Origin of the sequence: Micromonospora sp. CA-269861 (assembly GCF_050948505.1) — a bacterium.
In the GTDB taxonomy this organism is placed as follows: Bacteria; Actinomycetota; Actinomycetes; order Mycobacteriales; family Micromonosporaceae; genus Micromonospora.
In genome coordinates this window covers 4,460,823-4,478,170 of sequence record NZ_CP192014.1, presented here as the reverse complement: position 1 = coordinate 4,478,170, position 17,348 = coordinate 4,460,823, and the positions used below count along the sequence as shown (strand labels likewise).

17 protein-coding genes are annotated in these 17,348 nt (G+C 70.0%); 12 read left to right on the top strand and 5 right to left on the bottom strand.

The features are described from left to right. Positions 1-129: 129 nt before the first annotated feature. Entirely contained in the window at positions 130-996 is an 867-nt protein-coding gene (locus ACQP0U_RS20495; RefSeq protein WP_433309383.1) for an alpha/beta fold hydrolase, read from the top strand. Positions 997-1,120: 124 nt separating this feature from the next. Here the strand turns inward: ACQP0U_RS20495 and ACQP0U_RS20490 are convergent, their stop codons facing one another. The 3 genes from ACQP0U_RS20490 to ACQP0U_RS20480 all read right to left on the bottom strand — a co-directional run bounded on the left by ACQP0U_RS20490 (position 1,121) and on the right by ACQP0U_RS20480 (position 3,428). Next, positions 1,121-1,618 carry a RidA family protein gene (locus ACQP0U_RS20490; protein ID WP_433309380.1) on the bottom strand — a complete coding sequence of 166 codons (498 nt, stop codon included), beginning with the start codon at positions 1,616-1,618 and terminating at the stop codon, positions 1,121-1,123. Positions 1,619-1,731: 113 nt separating this feature from the next. Next, the gene (locus ACQP0U_RS20485; protein WP_433309377.1) at positions 1,732-2,583 is read right to left on the bottom strand and encodes an alpha/beta fold hydrolase; all 852 of its coding nucleotides are present in this window, start codon (positions 2,581-2,583) and stop codon (positions 1,732-1,734) included. 11 nt (positions 2,584-2,594) lie between these two features. Next, a complete protein-coding gene (locus ACQP0U_RS20480) occupies positions 2,595-3,428 on the bottom strand; it encodes an alpha/beta fold hydrolase (protein WP_433309375.1) in 834 nt (277 codons plus the stop codon). Positions 3,429-3,552: 124 nt separating this feature from the next. Between ACQP0U_RS20480 and ACQP0U_RS20475 the strand changes: the two genes are divergently transcribed. The 7 genes from ACQP0U_RS20475 to ACQP0U_RS20445 all read left to right on the top strand — a co-directional run bounded on the left by ACQP0U_RS20475 (position 3,553) and on the right by ACQP0U_RS20445 (position 11,849). Next, on the top strand, positions 3,553-6,510 hold the full coding sequence (locus ACQP0U_RS20475; protein WP_433309372.1) for an AfsR/SARP family transcriptional regulator: 2,958 nt from the start codon (positions 3,553-3,555) through the stop codon (positions 6,508-6,510). Positions 6,511-6,604: 94 nt separating this feature from the next. Further along, positions 6,605-7,045, top strand: coding sequence for a response regulator transcription factor (locus ACQP0U_RS20470; RefSeq protein ID WP_433309370.1), 441 nt, complete (start codon positions 6,605-6,607; stop codon positions 7,043-7,045). A gap of 135 nt (positions 7,046-7,180) precedes the next feature. Then, entirely contained in the window at positions 7,181-7,969 is a 789-nt protein-coding gene (locus tag ACQP0U_RS20465; protein ID WP_433309369.1) for a hypothetical protein, read from the top strand. Continuing rightward, complete coding sequence (locus tag ACQP0U_RS20460) at positions 7,929-8,669, top strand: class F sortase (protein ID WP_433309367.1); 741 nt, start codon at positions 7,929-7,931, stop codon at positions 8,667-8,669. The genes ACQP0U_RS20465 and ACQP0U_RS20460 overlap by 41 nt, the downstream gene beginning before the upstream one ends. Positions 8,670-8,729: 60 nt before the next feature. Then, on the top strand, positions 8,730-9,347 hold the full coding sequence (gene sigK, locus ACQP0U_RS20455; RefSeq protein ID WP_433309366.1) for an ECF RNA polymerase sigma factor SigK: 618 nt from the start codon (positions 8,730-8,732) through the stop codon (positions 9,345-9,347). Then, positions 9,344-10,072, top strand: a complete 729-nt coding sequence (locus ACQP0U_RS20450) for an anti-sigma factor (RefSeq protein ID WP_433309364.1) — start codon at positions 9,344-9,346, stop codon at positions 10,070-10,072. Before sigK ends, ACQP0U_RS20450 begins: the two co-directional genes overlap by 4 nt. Positions 10,073-10,178: 106 nt before the next feature. Further along, positions 10,179-11,849, top strand: a complete 1,671-nt coding sequence (locus ACQP0U_RS20445) for a protein kinase domain-containing protein (protein ID WP_433309363.1) — start codon at positions 10,179-10,181, stop codon at positions 11,847-11,849. Positions 11,850-11,885: 36 nt separating this feature from the next. On the opposite strand, the gene ACQP0U_RS20440 is transcribed toward ACQP0U_RS20445, so the two are convergent. Then, the gene (locus ACQP0U_RS20440) at positions 11,886-12,605 is read right to left on the bottom strand and encodes a SigB/SigF/SigG family RNA polymerase sigma factor (RefSeq protein WP_433320977.1); all 720 of its coding nucleotides are present in this window, start codon (positions 12,603-12,605) and stop codon (positions 11,886-11,888) included. A gap of 204 nt (positions 12,606-12,809) precedes the next feature. Continuing rightward, on the bottom strand, positions 12,810-14,039 hold the full coding sequence (locus ACQP0U_RS20435; protein ID WP_433309361.1) for a PP2C family protein-serine/threonine phosphatase: 1,230 nt from the start codon (positions 14,037-14,039) through the stop codon (positions 12,810-12,812). Positions 14,040-14,233: 194 nt separating this feature from the next. Here ACQP0U_RS20435 and ACQP0U_RS20430 point away from each other — a divergent pair, with 194 nt between their 5' ends. The 4 genes from ACQP0U_RS20430 (at position 14,234) to ACQP0U_RS20415 (ending at position 17,093) form a co-directional block, all read left to right on the top strand. Then, positions 14,234-14,671, top strand: a complete 438-nt coding sequence (locus ACQP0U_RS20430; protein WP_433309360.1) for an ATP-binding protein — start codon at positions 14,234-14,236, stop codon at positions 14,669-14,671. Positions 14,672-14,717: 46 nt separating this feature from the next. Next, a complete protein-coding gene (locus ACQP0U_RS20425; RefSeq protein ID WP_433309358.1) occupies positions 14,718-15,965 on the top strand; it encodes an FAD-dependent oxidoreductase in 1,248 nt (415 codons plus the stop codon). Positions 15,966-15,973: 8 nt separating this feature from the next. Continuing rightward, positions 15,974-16,462: a MarR family winged helix-turn-helix transcriptional regulator gene (locus ACQP0U_RS20420; RefSeq protein WP_433309356.1), complete on the top strand. Its 489-nt coding sequence runs from the start codon at positions 15,974-15,976 to the stop codon at positions 16,460-16,462. 196 nt (positions 16,463-16,658) lie between these two features. After that, positions 16,659-17,093 (top strand): nuclear transport factor 2 family protein, encoded by a 435-nt coding sequence (locus ACQP0U_RS20415; protein WP_433309354.1) that lies wholly within the window; start codon positions 16,659-16,661, stop codon positions 17,091-17,093. Positions 17,094-17,348 lie beyond the last annotated feature (255 nt).

Below are 17,348 nucleotides of genomic sequence, written 5' to 3'. Positions count from 1 at the left end.
CTATCGGTGCACACGCCGCGCGGCGGTGCTTCCGACCGGTTGCGGCTTCGGCGGCCTCGGCGGGGTCGCGTCGGCGCCATGCGCATCTGCCCGCGTTCGGAAACCACTGACCAACGAGGGGGAAGAGACATGCTCGGAATCTCGCTACGTCGGCCGAAGACCATCGCCGCGACGCTCGTCGCCGCAACACTGGTGACGGTGCTCGGCTCATCCGCCCCACACGTGTTCGCGGACGGCGGTGTGCAACCAACCCCCGATCGGGGGCATGACGGCAGACCGACAATCGTCCTCGTGCACGGGGCCTGGGCTGACGGCTCGAGCTGGAATGGGGAGGTCCGCCGACTCCAGGCACGCGGATTCGAGGTGCAGGTCGCGCCGCAACCCAGCCGGGGGCCGACGATCGACAGCGGCTACCTCAAGGACTTCCTGTCCACCATCGAGGGTCCCATCGTGCTCGCGGCCCACTCGTACGGCGGTTTTGTGGCAAGCGACGCCGCGACCGGTAACAGCAACGTCAAGGCACTCGTGTTCGTCGACGCCTTCGCCCCGGACAAGGGGGAGACCGTCGAAGAGCTCACCGCCGGCTCCGGCTCGGTGCTCGAGCCGGCCTTGACCGACCCCACGAGCGTCTTCAAGCTCGTGCCGTTCCCTGGCGCCCCGGAAGGTGCGGTCGACGCGTACGTCCTGCCGAAGGTGTTCATCCCCGGCTTCGCCAACGGTCTGCCTCGGCGGCAGGCGGAGGTGCTCGCCGTGACCCAGACCGCCCTGGCCACGAACGCCCTGGCGGTGCCGGCCACCGAGCCGGCGTGGAAGACGATCCCCGCGTGGGCGGTGATCGGCACCGAGGACCGGGTCATCCCGCCGGCCCGTCAGGAGGAGATGATGAAGCGGGCGGGGGCCGACATCACCCGGATCGACGCCGGTCACCTGGGCCTGATCTCGCACCCCGGTGAGGTCACCGAGGTCATCCTCGAGGCGGCCCGGACGACCGCCTGACAGAGTTTGTGACATCAGCGGCAAACGTGGCCGTGTGGGCCGAACAGGTCCACACGGCCACGCTGACCGGGGTACCGGAGAACCGGTTGACGCGCCGTACTCGCTCACCTCGCCTCGCGGCTGGTCAAGCCGTCGCGCTGCCAGGACGGATGATGACCTCCGCCTCGACCTCGACCGGCACGTCGAACGGTAGGGCTGCCTGGCCAACCGCTGAACGTGCGTGCCGACCTGCTTCGTCGCCCCACAGACGCAGAATGATGTCGGAGAATCCATTGATCACCGCAGGCGTCCGGTTGAAGCCGGGCGCGGTGGCGACCATGCCGAACACCCGTGTCCAGGCCACCACCTGATCAAGATCACCCAAGGCGGCTTTCAGCGAGGACACCACAGCCAATGCTGTCTTGGCCGCCGCCGCGTACGCTTCCTCCTCGGTCACTTCGGCACCGACCCGGCCCAACGGCCGAGCCAGACTGCCGTCGCTCTCGAGCGGACCGTGCCCGGAAACGAATGCACGGTCTCCGTGGACACGCACCCACGGGAAGGGAAGTTCGACACCTGCCGGCAGTGTCATCGGGGCCGGAAGCGACAGTCCGAGTTCGGCGAGTCGATTCTCGATAATCACCTGGGACCTCCTTGCGCGGGGGGCGAGATGGGCGCCCTCTCCGCGTACAGAAGCGGGCTTGCGAAAGGCCGGCCGTGGCATCGCGGTGCACGATGCCACGGCCGGCCGTGGTGTCAGCTGGTTGCCTTGGCGGCAGCCTCGATCTGGTTGGTGACCGCGCCCGAGTCGGTGACCATCGACAGGTGGGGAGCGTTGATCTCGGTGGTGTGTGCCTGGGCCCTCTTGGACATGGCGACCTGCTGCGCGACGGGGATGACGGCGTCCTGCTTGCCGATCACCGACCACGAGGGGATGGTGCGCCAGGCCGGCTCGCCGGCCTCCTCGAAGAGGGCGTTCGACGCCAGTGGACGCTGACGGGCGGCGAGCACGGCCACGTCCTTGGCGGAGATGCTCTTGTCGGCGAACGCCTTGCCGAAGATCGACGGCTTGACGTAGAGGTTGGCGACTCCCTCGTCGGCGCCGGGGATCGCGACCTGGTCGAAGACGGTGGACGCCTCGGCCGCGAAGACCGAGCCCGGCAGGGCCGAGGTCAGCGAGTACACGGTGTCGTGCTGGTCCGGGATGTACGCGTCGACGTACACCAGGGCCTTGACCTGCTTGTCGCCCAGAGCGGCGTTCGTGATGACCATGCCGCCGTAGGAGTGCCCGACGAGGACGATCGGTCCGCTGATGGTGTCCAGGTACGCACGGAGATTCGCCGCGTCCGTCGCCACGCCCGACAGCAGGTTCGGCGGCGTGACCACCCGGTAGCCGTCGTGCTGGAGCTTGGCCGTCACCTTGTCCCAGCTCGACCCGTCCGCCCACGCACCGTGCACGAGCACGACCGTCGGTTTGACCGAGGCGGGGCGCGAGTGCAGGGCGTTACTCGTCGAGGCCTGCGCGGTGCCGATACCGGCACCGACCAGGGTGAGGGCGCCGATGGCCACGCCTACGGAGATGAGGCGCCGCCGGAAGGACAATTTCACTGTGTTTCCTTTCACTGCTGCAAGAAGTCGAGCAGGGCGGCGTTGACCTGATCGCTGTGGGTCCAGGCGATGGCGTGCGGCCCGCCCTCGATGACGAGCAACCGCGAATCCCCGACGAAGGTGGAGACCCGCTGGCCGGTCACCCCGATGGGGAGGACCCGGTCCTGGTCGCCATGGATCACGAGTACCGGCACGTCAATCTTGGACAGGTCGTCCCGGAAATCGGTGAGCCAGGTCGGGATACAGGCCACCGCCGCGACGGGAGATCCGGCCACAGCCACGTCGAGGCTGGCCTGGAATGCCTCGTCGCTGACCAGCGAGCCGCCGTAGACGTCGAGGTTGTAGAAGTTCTGCAGGAACTGCTTGAGCCACGCGGGCCGGTCCGCCTGGGCGGCCTGGATGAACCCGTCGAACAACGACTGCGGCGCGCCTTCGGGATTGTCGTCCGTACGCAGAAGGAACGGCGGGATCGGCGACATCAGTACGGCCTTGGCTACCCGCTCGGTGCCGTAAACACCCAGGTACCGGGCGACGTCGCCGGTTCCCATCGAGTGGCCCACGAGGATGGCGTCGCGTACGTCCAGTTCCGTGAGCAGCACGTTCACATCGCTGGCGAACGTGTCGTAGTCGTATCCACCGGCGGGCTGGCTGGAATTGCCCCAACCCCGCCGGTCATACGTGATGACCCGGTAGCCGGCGGCGAGCAGTGCGGAGACCTGCTTCTCCCATGCCTGCCCGCTCAGCGGGTAACCGTGACTGAGCACCACTGGCGTACCGGTGCCGTGATCCTCGTAATAGATCTCGATCGAGCTGGCTCCCTCTGAGCCAACGGTGACACGGGGCATGCGCACTCCTTGGGCTTGCGGTCCGCGCTGGGAACCTTGCCAAAGGTATGGATATAGCGCGTTTCGCGAATCACCCGAATCACGTAGTCCCGTGTGTGTCGACGGACTCCACGGACAACGAGAAGTGGGCGATGCGGGGGAGTCGGGGCAGGCCCCAGGCTGGGCCGAAAAGCGAAGCCGCTGCCCTTCCATCTCTAGGATGTCAATCGTGACGACGCCCGACCGCAGGCCTCCGGACGCGCCGCAGTCCCGCTGCGAGTTCAAGGTCTTCGGCGGTCTCGGCTGCCGGCGGGACGGCTCGGATGTCGATCTTGGCCCGGTTCGCCAGCGGATCATCCTGGCCAAGCTCCTCGCCGCCGGTGGTGACGCGGTCAGCCTTGAGAACATCATCGACAGCCTGTGGGACGAACAACCCCCGGCCAGCGCCGCCAACCAGATCCACCGGCACGTCGGGAACCTCCGGCGGATTCTCGAACCGGACCTGGACGTCCGCGAAACCGGCCGATACCTCCTACCGGCCGGTACGGGCTACCGGCTGCTCCTCGCGACCGAGGCATCCGATCTGGCCATGTATCGCGAGTTGGTTCGGCGGGCCCGTGCGGCGCTCGCCGGCGGGGACGTCGTGGCCGGCGTACGGGAGTACCTGACCGCTCTGGAACTCGGCCGCAGCCCCGCGTTCACGGACCTGCCAGCCAGCGCGTTGAGTTCGCCGGAGTTCGTCGCCATCGAACGGGAGCGCGTCGCGGTGGCGCTCGGAGCCAGCGAGGCAGCGATCGCCCACGGCATGGCCGGCGCCGCGTTGACTCCACTGCTGAGCGTTGCTGCCGCAGCGCCGTTGGACGAGGCGCTCCAGGCGTGCCTGATGCGCGCCTACGTGGCCACCGGCCACCGGGCGGAAGGGGTGCGGGTCTTCGAGCGGACCCGTCAACATCTCGCCGAGGACCTGGGGGTGGACCCGGGTCAGGAGCTGCGGGAGGCGTATCGGGAACTGCTCGCCAGCGGCTGGACCCTGCAGGAGGAACTGCACCCGCCTGATGTTCCCCGGCCCGCGCAGCTGCCGCCGCAGGTCGCGGGCTTCGTCCGCCGAAACGACGTGGCCGCCGTGCTCGACGACCAACTGTCTGACGCATTCAGCGACGCGACCATCGTGATCACCGTGCTCGGCGGCATGGGTGGCATCGGCAAGACCGCGCTCGCCGTGCACTGGGCCCACCAGATCGCCAGCGAGTTTCCCGACGGCCAGTTGTTCCTGAACCTGAGGGGTCTCGATCCGGACGGACGCGTCATGTCATCGGAGGAGGCGCTCGCCACGTTGCTCGCGTCCCTGGGCGAGCCGGCGGTCTCGTCACCGCAGGAGGACGTCGACGCGCAGGCGGCTCGATACCGCAGTCGCATTTTCGGTCGTCGCCTCCTGATTCTCCTGGACAACGCGCGCGACTCCGATCAGGTCCGCCCGCTGCTGCCAGCCTCCCGGGGCTGTCTGGTCATCGTGACGAGCCGCAACCGGATGACGAGCCTGGTCACCCGGGAAGGCGCGCGTTACCTGCAGGTCGATCGGCTGACCGCGGCCGAGTCCCGACAGCTTCTGATCAACCGCCTCGGCGTCCGTCGCGCCACCACGAACCCGGCCGCGTTGGACAAGGTCATCGCGCTCTGCGCCGGGCTGCCGCTCGCACTGGCGATCGTCGCGGCCCGGGTGGCCCTCAATCCGGCCCTGCCGTTGAGCGCGGTCCTCAGCGACGTCTCGGCGCCGTCCGCCAGACTCGACGCGTTGTCCAGCGCGGACTCGTCCGACGATGTCCGGTCGGTGTTCTCGTGGTCGTACCGTGCCCTCGATCCGTCAACGGCTCAGGTGTTTCGTGCCCTCGCCGTCCACCCGGGTCCGGGGATCTCGCTGGAGTCGGTGGCCAGTGTCGCCGGGGTCAGTCGCGCCCAGGCGCGCGAACTGCTCATGGAACTGGTGACCGCGAATCTGCTCGACGAGTCGCAGTTCGGGCGGTACGTGCTGCACGACCTGTTGCGGGCCTACGCGGGCGAGCTCCTTGACGAGGATCAGGAACGACCGGAGTACGAGCGGCGTCTCGTCATGCACTACCTGCACTCGGCCCGCGCCGCGTACGCGAGGCACCACCGGCAGCCAGTCGGCACCGTCAGCGAACCGCCGTCGGATGTGACGCCTGAGTCGTTCGACAGCGTGCCGCAGGCCGCCGCCTGGTACGCGCGGGAACGGGCAGTGCTGTGGGGGACGATCGATCTGGCCCTCGCACACGGCCTGGGGCACGACGCCGCGGCCATGGTCCTCGCCGCCTCAGCTCCGGGCAGCAACTCCATGCCCGCGAGCCGGATACCTACCGTACTCGCGATCCTCGATATGGCCGGCGTGTTCGGCGAGCCGCTGATGGAAGCCGAACTTCTCCGCACCGTGGGCGAGGTCTTCGCCCCGCTGCCACAGGCCGACGACTATCTCCGTCGAGCCCTGTCCATCTTCGAAGGCGCCGGAGAACTCGCCGGACAGGCCGAGGTCCTGCGAAACCTCGCCGTACTGTCGTTGTCGCGCGGCGACCACGACGCCGCCAACGAGCACGGTGAACGCTCGGTGGGTCTTGCCCGGCAGACGGGGCGCCAGGAACTGCTCGCCGTCTCGCTGCTGACACTCACGAGAGCGCTCCTGGGCTCCGATCGGTTCGGGGCCGGCACACGGGTCGCGGACGAGGGGCTGGCCATCGCGGTGGCGGAGCACCTCGATCACCTGAAGATCTACTACGCGCAGCTCATCGCGGAGTCCTCCTGGAAACTCGGCCGGCTCGAACGAGCGGTGAAGGTGTCGGAGTGGGGGTTGGCCGAAGGCGTCTGTGAGTCGAATGGTCCCCGGTGCGCCGTCGCCGCGATCCTCGCGCGGGCCGCATTCGATCTGGGCGACCTGGTGCGCGCGGAACGGGGAAGCCAGCAGTTCGAGAACCTGATCGCCGACAACGGCTTCCGGGAGCTCATCGAGTTCTCCGGCATCGAGGAGGCCGAGGCATACCGGACCATGGTCGCGTACGTCCGGGCCCGGCTGAGCTTGATGAGGGGCGCGTCGTGAGCGACTAGGGCGCGAGCACTCAGGATGCACTCGTCGTGCACCGCGGCGCGATCGGATGGTCGTCGAGACCCCGAACCCTCGCCCGAGGAGCACCATGCGCTGCGCCGTAGCCGAGCCCGCCCGACTCCTTCCCCGTGCGGTACTGACCCCACGACAGGAACAGATCGCCCTGCTGGTGGCGGCGGGCTCCACCAACGTCGAGGTCGCGACACACCTGGTCATCAGCACCCATACCGTCAAACATCACCTACGCGGGGTGTTCCACCGACTGGGCGTCGGATCCCGCCGCGAACTACGCAACAGGCTGGCCCACCACGACACGACCAACCACCTCACCCAGTGCGGCTGCCTGACCAGCCAGGAGCGGGACATCGCGCGCCGGGTCTCGAACGGCGCGTCCAACCGCGAGGTGGCGGCACAGCTCTTCATCAGCCCGAGCACGGTGGACTATCACCTCCGCAAGATCTTCCGCAAGCTCGCCATCTCCTCGCGCCGAGAACTGGCGAGACGGGACGCACTTGACGCCGGCGCATGACGTGACCGCTGAGTGGCTCGCCCGGGCCGCAAAAGAATCCGTCTCCGGGACCAGTCCGGCGGGCGAGAGGCGACGAATCCCTCACGACAGCACCTGAGCATCAACGCCGTACCCCGGCGGAGACGGAGACCTGTTGTGAGATTGTCCCGAGCCCTGCTTGCCGTACCTGCGGCCGCGCTGATCCTCGCGTTCCCGGGCGTCGCGCACGCCGACGAGAGCGTGCAGGTCCAGTTGCAGGATCTCAACGAGACCGGCGCCACCGGGACCGCGACGTTGACCGCGACCAGCGGCGGTGACCTGAAGGTGATGATCCGGTCGAAGGGGATGACACCGAACTCGCCGCACGCCCAGCACGTGCACGGCGCGGCCAACGGTATGGACTTCCACTGCCCGGACAAGTCCGCCGACGCGAACGGCAACGGCTACGTCAGCACCGAAGAGGGCCTCAAGATGTACGGCGACATCTTCATCTCGCTGACCACCACCGGTGATACGACCAAGGCCAGCGGCCTGGCGGTGGACCGGATGCCGAAGGCCGACGCCAAGGGCAACCTCAGCTACGAGCGCACCATCCCCGCCGCGGAGCTGCCCAAGGGCACCATCGAGCACCTGAAGGACCTGCACCTCGTGCAGCACGGCATCGACGCCAACAAGAACGGCAAGTACGACATGGAGGCGCTGGGGGAGTCGACGTTCGCCAAGTCGATCGGCGTCAACGGCATTCCCGCCGAGGCGACCGACCCCGCGACGTGCGGCATGGTCAGTGGCGCGGCTGCTGGCTCCGTACCCGCTGGGGGTGTCGCCACCGGCGACGGCAGCACCTCCGGTGGATCACCGATGGTGATGTGGTCCGTCGGTGGCCTCGCGCTGCTCGGCGCCGCCGGTGCGGTCGTGGCGCGCCGCCGGCTCGCCGGCGAGCGCTGAGCCGGACCAGTCGATGGACAACGGCGACGTACCTGTGCCGGCCGGCCACCGTCGAGGGCGCCACGCGCTCCTGGCGGTGGCCGGCGTCCTCGCCGTGACGGCGGCCGTGACGACAGGTCTCGCGGTCCTCGGTCGCGGCGGGGACCCACCCCGACCCGACGCCTCCGCTGCGGCACCAGCCGCGAACGCGTCGCCTGCCCCGGCGACCAGGCCGGGCGAGTTGACCTCGGGGCCGCTGATGGCCGGCTCACCGCCGACGCGGGTGTCGATCCCGTCGCTGAAGGCCGCCGCGGCGACCGTCGCTCTGGGCCTGCAGCCGGACGGGGCGATGCAGGTGCCGGACAGCGCCACCGAGGTCGGCTGGTTCACCAGGGCGCCGACGCCCGGCGCTCTCGGCCCGGCCGTGCTGGCCGGCCACGTCAACTGGAAGGGCCACCGGGGAACGTTCTTCGACCTCGCTACTGTGAAGGTCGGGGCCGCGATCACGGTCGACCGGCAGGACGGCAGCACCGCGATGTTCACCGTCACCAAGGTCGAGCAGTATCCGAAGGACCGCTTCCCCACCGACGAGGTCTACGGGTCGACCGACCACGCCGCGCTGCGCCTGATCACCTGCGGCGGGGAGTTCGATGACAGCACGCAGCACTACCGCGACAACGTCATCGTGTACGCGCGTCTCGCTCACGCTCACCCCGCCTGATGCGCGCCGTCCGCCTCCGGTGGCGCGTCGACGCGTCGCCCGCACAGACAAGGACCTGCCATGAGCGGTGAACCGGAACAGGCGCGACGGTTGCGCGCGGTGCCGAAGGACACCGCGAGCCAGCCGACCGCCGACGAGCTGCTCTCGCGGATGGGGCGCGGTGACGAGGCGGCGTTCGCGGCGCTGTACGACACCATGGTGGGCCGGGTCCTCGGGCTGACCCGCCGCGTCGTGCGCGACCCGGCGCAGGCGGAGGAGGTGACGCAGGAGGTGATGGTCGAGGTGTGGCGCACCGCCGGCCGCTACGACGCCGGTCGCGGGTCGGCCTCGGCGTGGATCCTGACCATGGCGCATCGCCGGGCTGTGGACCGGGTGCGCTCCGAGCAGGCCCATACCAACCGCGCCCTGCAGGTCGCCGCGACCGAGTCGCACGTCCCGTACGACGAGGTCGTCGAGGATGTCACAGCCCGGTTGGAGCGGGAGCAGGTGCGTCGGTGCCTGGGCCGGCTGACGCCGGTGCAGCGGGAGTCGGTGACCCTGGCCTACTACGGCGGTCACACCTACCGTGAGGTCGCCGAAAAGTTGCAGACACCGCTGCCGACGGTGAAGACGCGGATGCGCGACGGACTGATCCGGATGCGCGACTGCCTGGGCATCGAGATGGAGGGGCGGGCATGAGCGCCGACATTCACACCCTCGCCGGCGCGTACGCCCTGAACGCGGTCGACGAGCTGGAGGGTGCGGCATTCGAGCGGCACCTGGCCGACTGCGAGCCGTGCCGCCTGGAGGTGGCCGAGCTGCGGGAGACGGCCGCTCGGCTCGCCGACGAGACCGCGGTCGAGGCCGCACCCCCGGAGCTACGGGAGCGGACCCTGGCCCAGGCGGCCCGGACCCCGCAGCTGCGCGTCAACACAGTGGGTGCCAGCGACAAACGACAGGCGGGCAAATGGCGACAGCTCACCGTGGCCGCCGCCGCAGCCATCCTCGTTGCCGGCGGCGCCAGCGCGGTCACCTGGACCGTCAGCAACGATCGGATCAGCGACGAACAGGCCAGCAGCGACCAGGCCCGGCAGATCGCCGCCGTCCTGGACGCCCCGGACGCCCGGGTGTTCGAGCGGTCGCTGCAACCCGGCGGTGCCGCCACCATCGTGGTCTCCCGCGACCGCGACCGCGGTGTGGTGCTGCTGCGCGACCTGCCCGCGCCCGGTCCCGGGCGGATCTACGAGTTGTGGCTCATCCGGGGCAGCGAGCCCCGCAAGGTGGGGCAGCTCGCCGAGGGGGACAGGGCGTCGACCACTGTCATCGGCCCGGTCGGCGAGGCGGGCACGTTCGGGGTGTCCAACGAGCCCGTCGGCGGCTCCGCCACCCCCACGCGGATCGTGGGGACGGTCGCGCTGAGCTGAGCCGGGCCGGCCGCCGTCACATCGGCGGCCGGCCCGGCCGCTGCCTGACCCTGGTGCTTCTGGTCACCTCACCCATCCGGACGGCGAACCGCTCCGAATCACTCACATGGATGACGAGTTGCTCGCCGGCCGGTACCGCAGGCTCCTGCTGATCGGGGACACCGCCGCCCCCGGACGCGTCTGGCTGGCACGCGACGAGGTGCTCGACCGGCACGTCGCGCTCAAACAGATCGCCCTACCAGGTTGGGCGAGCGACGCCGAACGGTCCCGGTTGCGGGAGCGCACCCTCGACGAGGTTCGTGGACTGGCCGGGCTCGATCATCCCGGCGTCGTGGGGATGTGGGATGTGTTGAGCGCCGACGGCCACCTGTGGCTGGTGATGGAGCACGTGTCCTCCCGGTCCCTGTCCGAGGTGGTCGCCGCCGGCGGCCCGCTCGCATCCGCCGAGGTGGCGCGGATCGGCCTGCACGTGCTCGCCGCACTGAGCGCCGCCCATGCGACCGGAGTCGTGCACGGGGAACTGAGCCCGCAGAACGTGCTGCTCGCTGACGACGGCCGGGTCATGCTCGGTGGGTTCGGCCTGTCGATCTTCGACAGCCGCAGCCCGGCGACCGTCACCGCGCCGACCCTGTCGACGGTCCAGTACGTCGCACCGGAACGCGCCCGCGACGGTCGGGCCACTCCCGCCAGCGACCTGTGGGCCCTCGGCGCGACGCTCTACCTGGCAGCGGAGGGCCGCCCCCCGTGGCAGCGGCCCTCGACGCTGGCCACCCTCGCTGCCCTCGCCACCGAGGCGCCCGACCGGATGAGCGTGCTGCCGCTCGAACCCGCGATCACCGGTCTCCTGCTGCGCAACCCCCGCCAACGCCTGTCCGCCCAGGAGGCCCGCGACCACCTGGAACAGGTGGCCACCACGACCGTACCCATCGAGCCCGTGCCGGTGCTCCGACCGCGCGGCTGGCGGCGCGGGCTCGCCACCCGCCGTGGCCGGCCCGCAGCCGCCGTCACCTCGCTCTTCCCGGTTGGGCAGGACGGCATCGACACCACGGTCATACCGGTCAGGGCGTCGGCCGCTCGTGACCGGACGACCGGCTGGGCGTTCGCTGGCGCCGTGGTGGGCCTGTTGGCGGTCGCGGCCGTCGTCGTCACCGCAACCGGCGCCGTGATCGGCGGCTTGCGTGGCGGGGAAAGCCCTCCGATGGTCGAGCCGGGCGGCGCGGCGGCCGGCGCGGTGGAGTCGACGGCGGTGACACCGCCGGCCCACCCCTGCCTGGACGATGACGCCTCCAGCGAGGCCGAGCCTCTGCAGGAGCCCGGTGTGCCGCTGCCGTACGCCCTGCCGGACGGATGGGCGTGGCACCAGGACTTCGCCGGCTTTCTGGTGGCGGTGCCCGTGGGGTGGACTCGGCACACCGAGGGCGCACTTGTGTGCTTCCGCGACCCCGCCGAAGTGCGGGCCATCGCCGTCGACCCCGCCGCCGAGGCGTCCTCCGTACCGTCGAAGCGGTGGGAGGCCGCGGAGCGCGACGTGCTGACCACCGGTGCGCTGGCCGGCTACCAGAAGATCAGCATCGGGCCGGTCATCCGCCCGGGTGGCGCAGCGGAGTGGGAGTACACCTGTGACCAGCCCGCGGGTGCGCGGCTGCACGCCCGCCGGCTGCTGGTCAACGAGAGCAGGACCCGCGCTTACAGCCTGTCCTGGATCACCCAGGACAGCCAGTGGAACGAGAACGAGCCCTTCCAACGACTAGCGCTGGCGAGCTTCCGCCTCGACTGACCCGGCGGGTAGCCGGATCGTGCCGTGGGTGGCGGATCAGTAGGCGCCGGCCAGCTGCGCCCGTAGCTTGACGAGCGCGCGGGCCAGCAGGCGCGATACGTGCATCTGCGAGACACCGATCTGGTCGGCGATCTCGCTCTGGGTCTGGTTGCCGTAGAAGCGCAGGGTGAGGATCTTCTGCTCCCGCTCGTCGAGCGTGGCCAGCGCGGGGCCGAGGGCCACCCGCAGCTCGGCCTTGGCGAACTCGGCGTCGTCGCCGCCCAGCATCTCGCCCAGTTCGGTGCCGCGTTCGCCGTCGCCGACGGGGGTGGACAGGGATACGGCGTTGTACGCGCGGGCGCCTTCGAGGCCTTCGAGGACTTCTTCCTCGGTGAGCTTGAGGTGCGCGGCGATGTCGGCGACGGTAGGTGAGCGGCCCAGTGTCTGCAGCAGGGCGCTGTTGGCGTCCGAGATCGCCAGGCGCATCTCCTGGAGACGACGGGGCACCCGGATGTCCCAGGTGCGGTCCCGGAAATGGCGCTTGAGTTCCCCGACGATGGTGGGGATCGCGTAGCCGGCGAAATCGACCCCGCGCGACGGGTCGAACTTGTCCACTGCCTTGATCAGGCCCAACGCCGCGGTCTGTGTCAGGTCCCCGGTGGGTTCGCCGCGACCGCTGTAGCGTCGGGCGAGGTGGTTTGCCAGCGGCAGCCACGCCTCGATCGCCTGGTCGCGCAGCGCGGCCCGCGACGGGTGACCGGCGGGCATCGCCGCCATCGCGAGCAGCAACCTGGTGGCGGTCGAGTCGGCCGAGGCCTCCTCGGTGCGGGTCTTCGTCGGCGCGGGCCGGTCAGTGGTGATGGTCATGGTGGTTCCTCCACGTCGCACTGGCTGCGCTCGGCCTATCCGGTGCCAACCGCCTGAGCAGAGGGTAGACGAAAGGTCACCAGAAACCTAGCCGAAAGGTGGAGGTGTCACAGCTCAGTCGCTCGTTGGGCGCCCGAGTTCGCGGCGGATGACCAGCAGGGCGATGTCGTCGTTGGGGCGCTCCTCCGCGGTGGTGGCCATGATGTGGTCGCACAACGCCTCGGCTGGCCCAGACCGCACCGCGTCGGCGAGTCGCTCGATTCCGGTGTCGATCAGTTCGCTGCGGCGTTCGATCAGTCCGTCGGTGTAGAAGACGAGCGCCGCGCCCGGCGGCAGGTCCAGGACGGTGGTCCGGCGACTGGCCAGTGGTCGACCCACGCCGAGTGGCCGGTCCACCGTCAGGTTGACGAGCTGGGTGGCTTGGCCGGGGACAGCCAGTAGCGGTGGCAGATGGCCGGCGGAGGAGAGGTGCACCGTCGCGCGGTCGGGTGCGATGAGGGCATAGACGGCGGTGGTGAGGGTGCCCGCTTCGAAGTGGTGGACCTTGCGGTCGAGGGAGGTCAGCGCCTGGGCCGGATCGTCAGAATCGAGGGCGTAGGCGCGTAGCGCGCTGCGGATGCGTCCCATGACCACGGCGGACGGCAGGCCGTGGCCCGAGACGTCGCCGATGACGGCGCCCAGCCAGCCCGAGGGCAACGCGAACACGTCGTACCAGTCGCCGCCGATGCCCAGGTCGTGGCCCGGTACGTACCGGGCGGCCAGTTCCAGCCCGGGGATGTCCGGTAGTCGGCCCGGTAGCAGACTGTGTTGCAGGGCCAGCGCTGCCTGCCGGTCGAGGACCTGCGCTCGGACCTGACCTGCGAGGCTGGCGCGATCGGCAACGAGCTGCAGCAGCTGGACATCGTCGGGACCGAACCGCCGCAGGGCCAGGGAGCCGACGTGTAGTACGCCGACGAGGTTGCCGTTGACGAGCATGGGCACGCCCAGCAGGGCACGGATGCCGGTGGCGAGCAGGATGGGACTGACCACGTCGTCGGGAGTAACGTCGTGGATCGTGACCGGCGCGCGTGTCGCCGCCACTCGCCCGGCGAAGCCTCGTCCGACCCGGATGCGGAAACCGCGGCGTACCTCCGCCTCCAGGCCCTTGGCCGCTGTCGCGACGAGTTCGCCGGTGTGGTCGTCCAGCAGCAGGATGGTGGCGGTATCGACCTTGAGCAGGTCCCGGACCCGTTCAAGTAGCTCGTCGAGCAACTCGGCGACGTTCAGCCCCGACAGAGCGGCGTCGGTTATCGCCCCGATGCGACGCAGCCGCTCCTCATTCGTCACCAGCTCGGCATCGGCCACCCAGGAAGCCTAGACGCCGGCGCGCCGCCGATAGCATGCCAGCAGCGAGATCAACAGTGTCGCGCCGCCGACGTGGGGTACCTTCCCATGTCACATCGATGCATTGCTCGTCCGGTGAACACGTTCCGGAGAGCTATCGTCCCTCGTGCCACCGGTAAGGTCACCGGCTCCGCGTTCCACAGGGAGGGGAAGCAGTGGGGGACCCACCGCTCGACCGGCATGCCCCTACCGCCGCGACGCCCCTGTTCTCGTCGTCGTTCACCCTCGCGGACCTGACCCGTGTCCGACACGAGGTCGAGGCCGTCAGTCGCCAGTGCGGCCTCGACCACGACGAGGTCGAGAACTGGGTCACCGCTGTCAACGAACTGATGATCAATGTGATTCGGCACGGTGGCGGCAGAGGTGACCTGCGCCTGCTCCTGGGCGGTCAACTCACCTGCGAAGTCAGTGACCAGGGGCGGGGCTTCAACACTGCTCATTACGTTCCGCGCGCCGAGCGACCGCCCCTGTCCGACACGGGGGGAATGGGCCTCTGGGTGGTCGGGCGAATGGCCGACTACCTCCATGTCGACAGCGGACCCGCGGGCACCACCATCCGCATCGCGGCACGCACCCGCGACGCTCTCGACTAGCCGTCGGCGGCCTTGCCCAAATCATCTTAGTCATTAAGATAACTGCGTGGGCATATCGACTGACTTCTCGGTGGCGATCGCCGGCGCCGGCCTCTCCGGCCTCTGCCTCGCCCAGCACCTGATGCGCGCCGGCATCGACGTGCACGTGTACGAGCGGGACCCCGGCCCCTTCGTCCGGCGGCAGGGCTACCGGATCATCCTCGACCGGTACGGGCTGGAGGCGCTGCGCGAGAGCCTGCCCCGCTCGCTGTACAACCTGGCGCTGACCACCGGCGACGAGCCCGGCGGGCACCTCCGCTTCACCGACAGCCGGCTGCGGGACGCATTCACCATCACCTTCAAGGACGAGCCGCACGCGACCCGCCAGGTCGACCGGCTGACCCTGCGCTCGATCCTGCAGTCGGGGCTGGACGGCCGCATCCACTACGGCAAGGACGCCGTCGCGGTGGACAGCGGCGGCCCGGCACGACTGCGGCTGCGCTTCTCCGACGGCGGGGCCGCATCGGCAAGCGTCGTCGTGGGCGCGGACGGCGTCGGCTCGGCGCTGCGCGCGCAGCTCATGCCGGACGCGGATCCGGCGAACACCCCGATGGCGGGCATCTACGGCCGCTCGCCCCTGCGGCGCAACGGTGCGAGCGTCATCCCGGACGCGCTGCGTACCAGCGGGGTTCTGGCCATCGCCGACCAGCCGGGCCGCGCCTTCTTCTTCACCTCCATGCGGTTCGGCGAGAGCCCGCCGGAGGCGTTCGCGCGCCTGGCCCCGGGCAGCTATGCGCCCACCGGCGACGACTACGTCATGTGGGGACTGCTGCTCCGGCAGGAGGAGGTGCCCAGCAGCGCCCGCGGGGACCTGCGGGCACTGTGGAGACTGGCTGCCCGGATGAGTACGGACTTCCACCCGCTCATCCGGCGGCTGGTCGACACGGCCGAGCTGGACGCCACGGTGCTCAACCTCTTCGCCGCCGGCCGGCGCCCGCGCCGGTGGGCGCTGCCCCGGGCGACGATGATGGGCGACGCCGTGCACGTCATGCCGCCGTTCGGCGCTCACGGCGGCAACACCGCGCTCCGCGACGCCGCACTGCTCGGCCACCGGTTGGTCGAGGCCCGGGCGAGCGGCACGCCGGTGGAGGAGGCGATCGTCAGCTACCAGGACGAGATGGTGCCCTACGCGTTCCGTGCCGTCGACACCGCCGCCGGGCTGATGCGCCGGCTCACCGGCGGCGCGGCCGCACCGCACTGGGTGCTGACCCGCGTGTTACCTCGGCTGCACAGGGTCACCGTGCCGGAGGCATGATTGCGGGCATGTCCCACGAGCCGGCCCGTGCGTCCGCGATCGCCGACCTCATGCGCGCCGGGCGGGAGACGTCGCGGCTGTCCATGGTGTTCCGGTACGCCATCGCCGAGCGGCTGGGCCTCACCGTGAGCGACCTGGAGTGCCTGGACCACCTGGCGGACGTCGGCTCCGCCACCGCCGGGCAGGTCGCCGAGCGGACCAACCTCACCACCGGTGCGGTGACCAGCATGCTCCGCCGGCTCCAGCAGGCGGGCTACGTGACGGCCGAGCGCGATCCGGCGGACCGGCGGCGGGTGATCGTCGCCCTACGGCCGGAGCGGACCGCCGAGCTGAGGCGGCCGTACGAGCCGTTCGCCGAGCGGGCGGAGAGGCTCATCGAGGGCTACAGCGCCGAGGAGGTCCTGCTGCTGGTCCGGCACTACGACCGCTTGCAGGCGATGTACCTCGCCGAGTTGGACCGCCTCCGCAGCGGCGACACCGCGCAGCGGTCCGTCTGAGGCAGCGTCGCGTGAAAAGCATGATTGTGGGTGTGGTGGGCGCTTCGGGGCGGTCGGATCGAGGCTGGGGTCGGTAGGGTGCCGTCGATGGGGTGGCGGCCATCATCGGACCCGGTCCCCGGCGTGCCCCAGGTGACATCTACCGATTCGAAGGGGGCGCACCATGAGCAGCCCACGCGAGACGTTCCTCCGACTGGTGAACGGTGTCTGCGACGGTCCGTACGAGGACCTGGCCGATCTGTACGCCGAGCGAACCCATGTCACGCATCCGTTCCACCCGCTCAACCCGCCGCCGCTGCGTAGCCGCAGCGAACTGCACGAGCATTTCACCGCGCCGCCTCCGGTCGTCCGGACGCTGAACCGCAGGCCGGTCGACGTGACGATTCATGAGACTGCGGACCCTGAGGTGATCGTCGCCGAGTTTGCCTATCAGGGGCGGGTCGCCGAGACGGGTGAGGCATTCGTGGTGCCATGCGTCTTCGTGATGCGTATCCGCGACGGGCTCATCATCGAGTCCCGGGACTACATTGACCACGTCGCCAGCGCGCGGGCCTGGGGCCAACTCGACAACCTTCTGACCGCACTCCGTCCGCAGGAAGACGCCACCATCGAGGGCGCGGTCCGACACTGATTCACGCCCGACGCCATGCGCGCTCATCCGCTGCGGACCGGGCGTCGTGATCCTGCTCCCGATGGCGAAAGACGGCGAAACGTCGGCATTGGCGCGTGGTGAACGACGGGTATCCCGGACGGGGATCCTGCGTCGATCATTGCCCGGAGATAGATGTGAGTCACTCTCACCTCCCGGAGCGCGCCCGGGCGCGGAGGGCGAGACGTCGGCACCGGCAGCCGGGCGTGACCGAACGGCCCGACTCCGCGTCCCCGG

Coding starts and splice junctions, on each gene's coding strand:
- ACQP0U_RS20450 (WP_433309364.1), top strand. CDS start 9,344: ATGAGCGCCGACATTCACACCCTCGCCGGCGCGTACGCCCTGAACGCG.
- ACQP0U_RS20445 (WP_433309363.1), top strand. CDS start 10,179: ATGGATGACGAGTTGCTCGCCGGCCGGTACCGCAGGCTCCTGCTGATC.
- ACQP0U_RS20470 (WP_433309370.1), top strand. CDS start 6,605: ATGCGCTGCGCCGTAGCCGAGCCCGCCCGACTCCTTCCCCGTGCGGTA.
- sigK (WP_433309366.1), top strand. CDS start 8,730: ATGAGCGGTGAACCGGAACAGGCGCGACGGTTGCGCGCGGTGCCGAAG.
- ACQP0U_RS20480 (WP_433309375.1), bottom strand. CDS start 3,428: ATGCCCCGTGTCACCGTTGGCTCAGAGGGAGCCAGCTCGATCGAGATC.
- ACQP0U_RS20495 (WP_433309383.1), top strand. CDS start 130: ATGCTCGGAATCTCGCTACGTCGGCCGAAGACCATCGCCGCGACGCTC.
- ACQP0U_RS20420 (WP_433309356.1), top strand. CDS start 15,974: ATGTCCCACGAGCCGGCCCGTGCGTCCGCGATCGCCGACCTCATGCGC.
- ACQP0U_RS20440 (WP_433320977.1), bottom strand. CDS start 12,605: ATGGCGGCGATGCCCGCCGGTCACCCGTCGCGGGCCGCGCTGCGCGAC.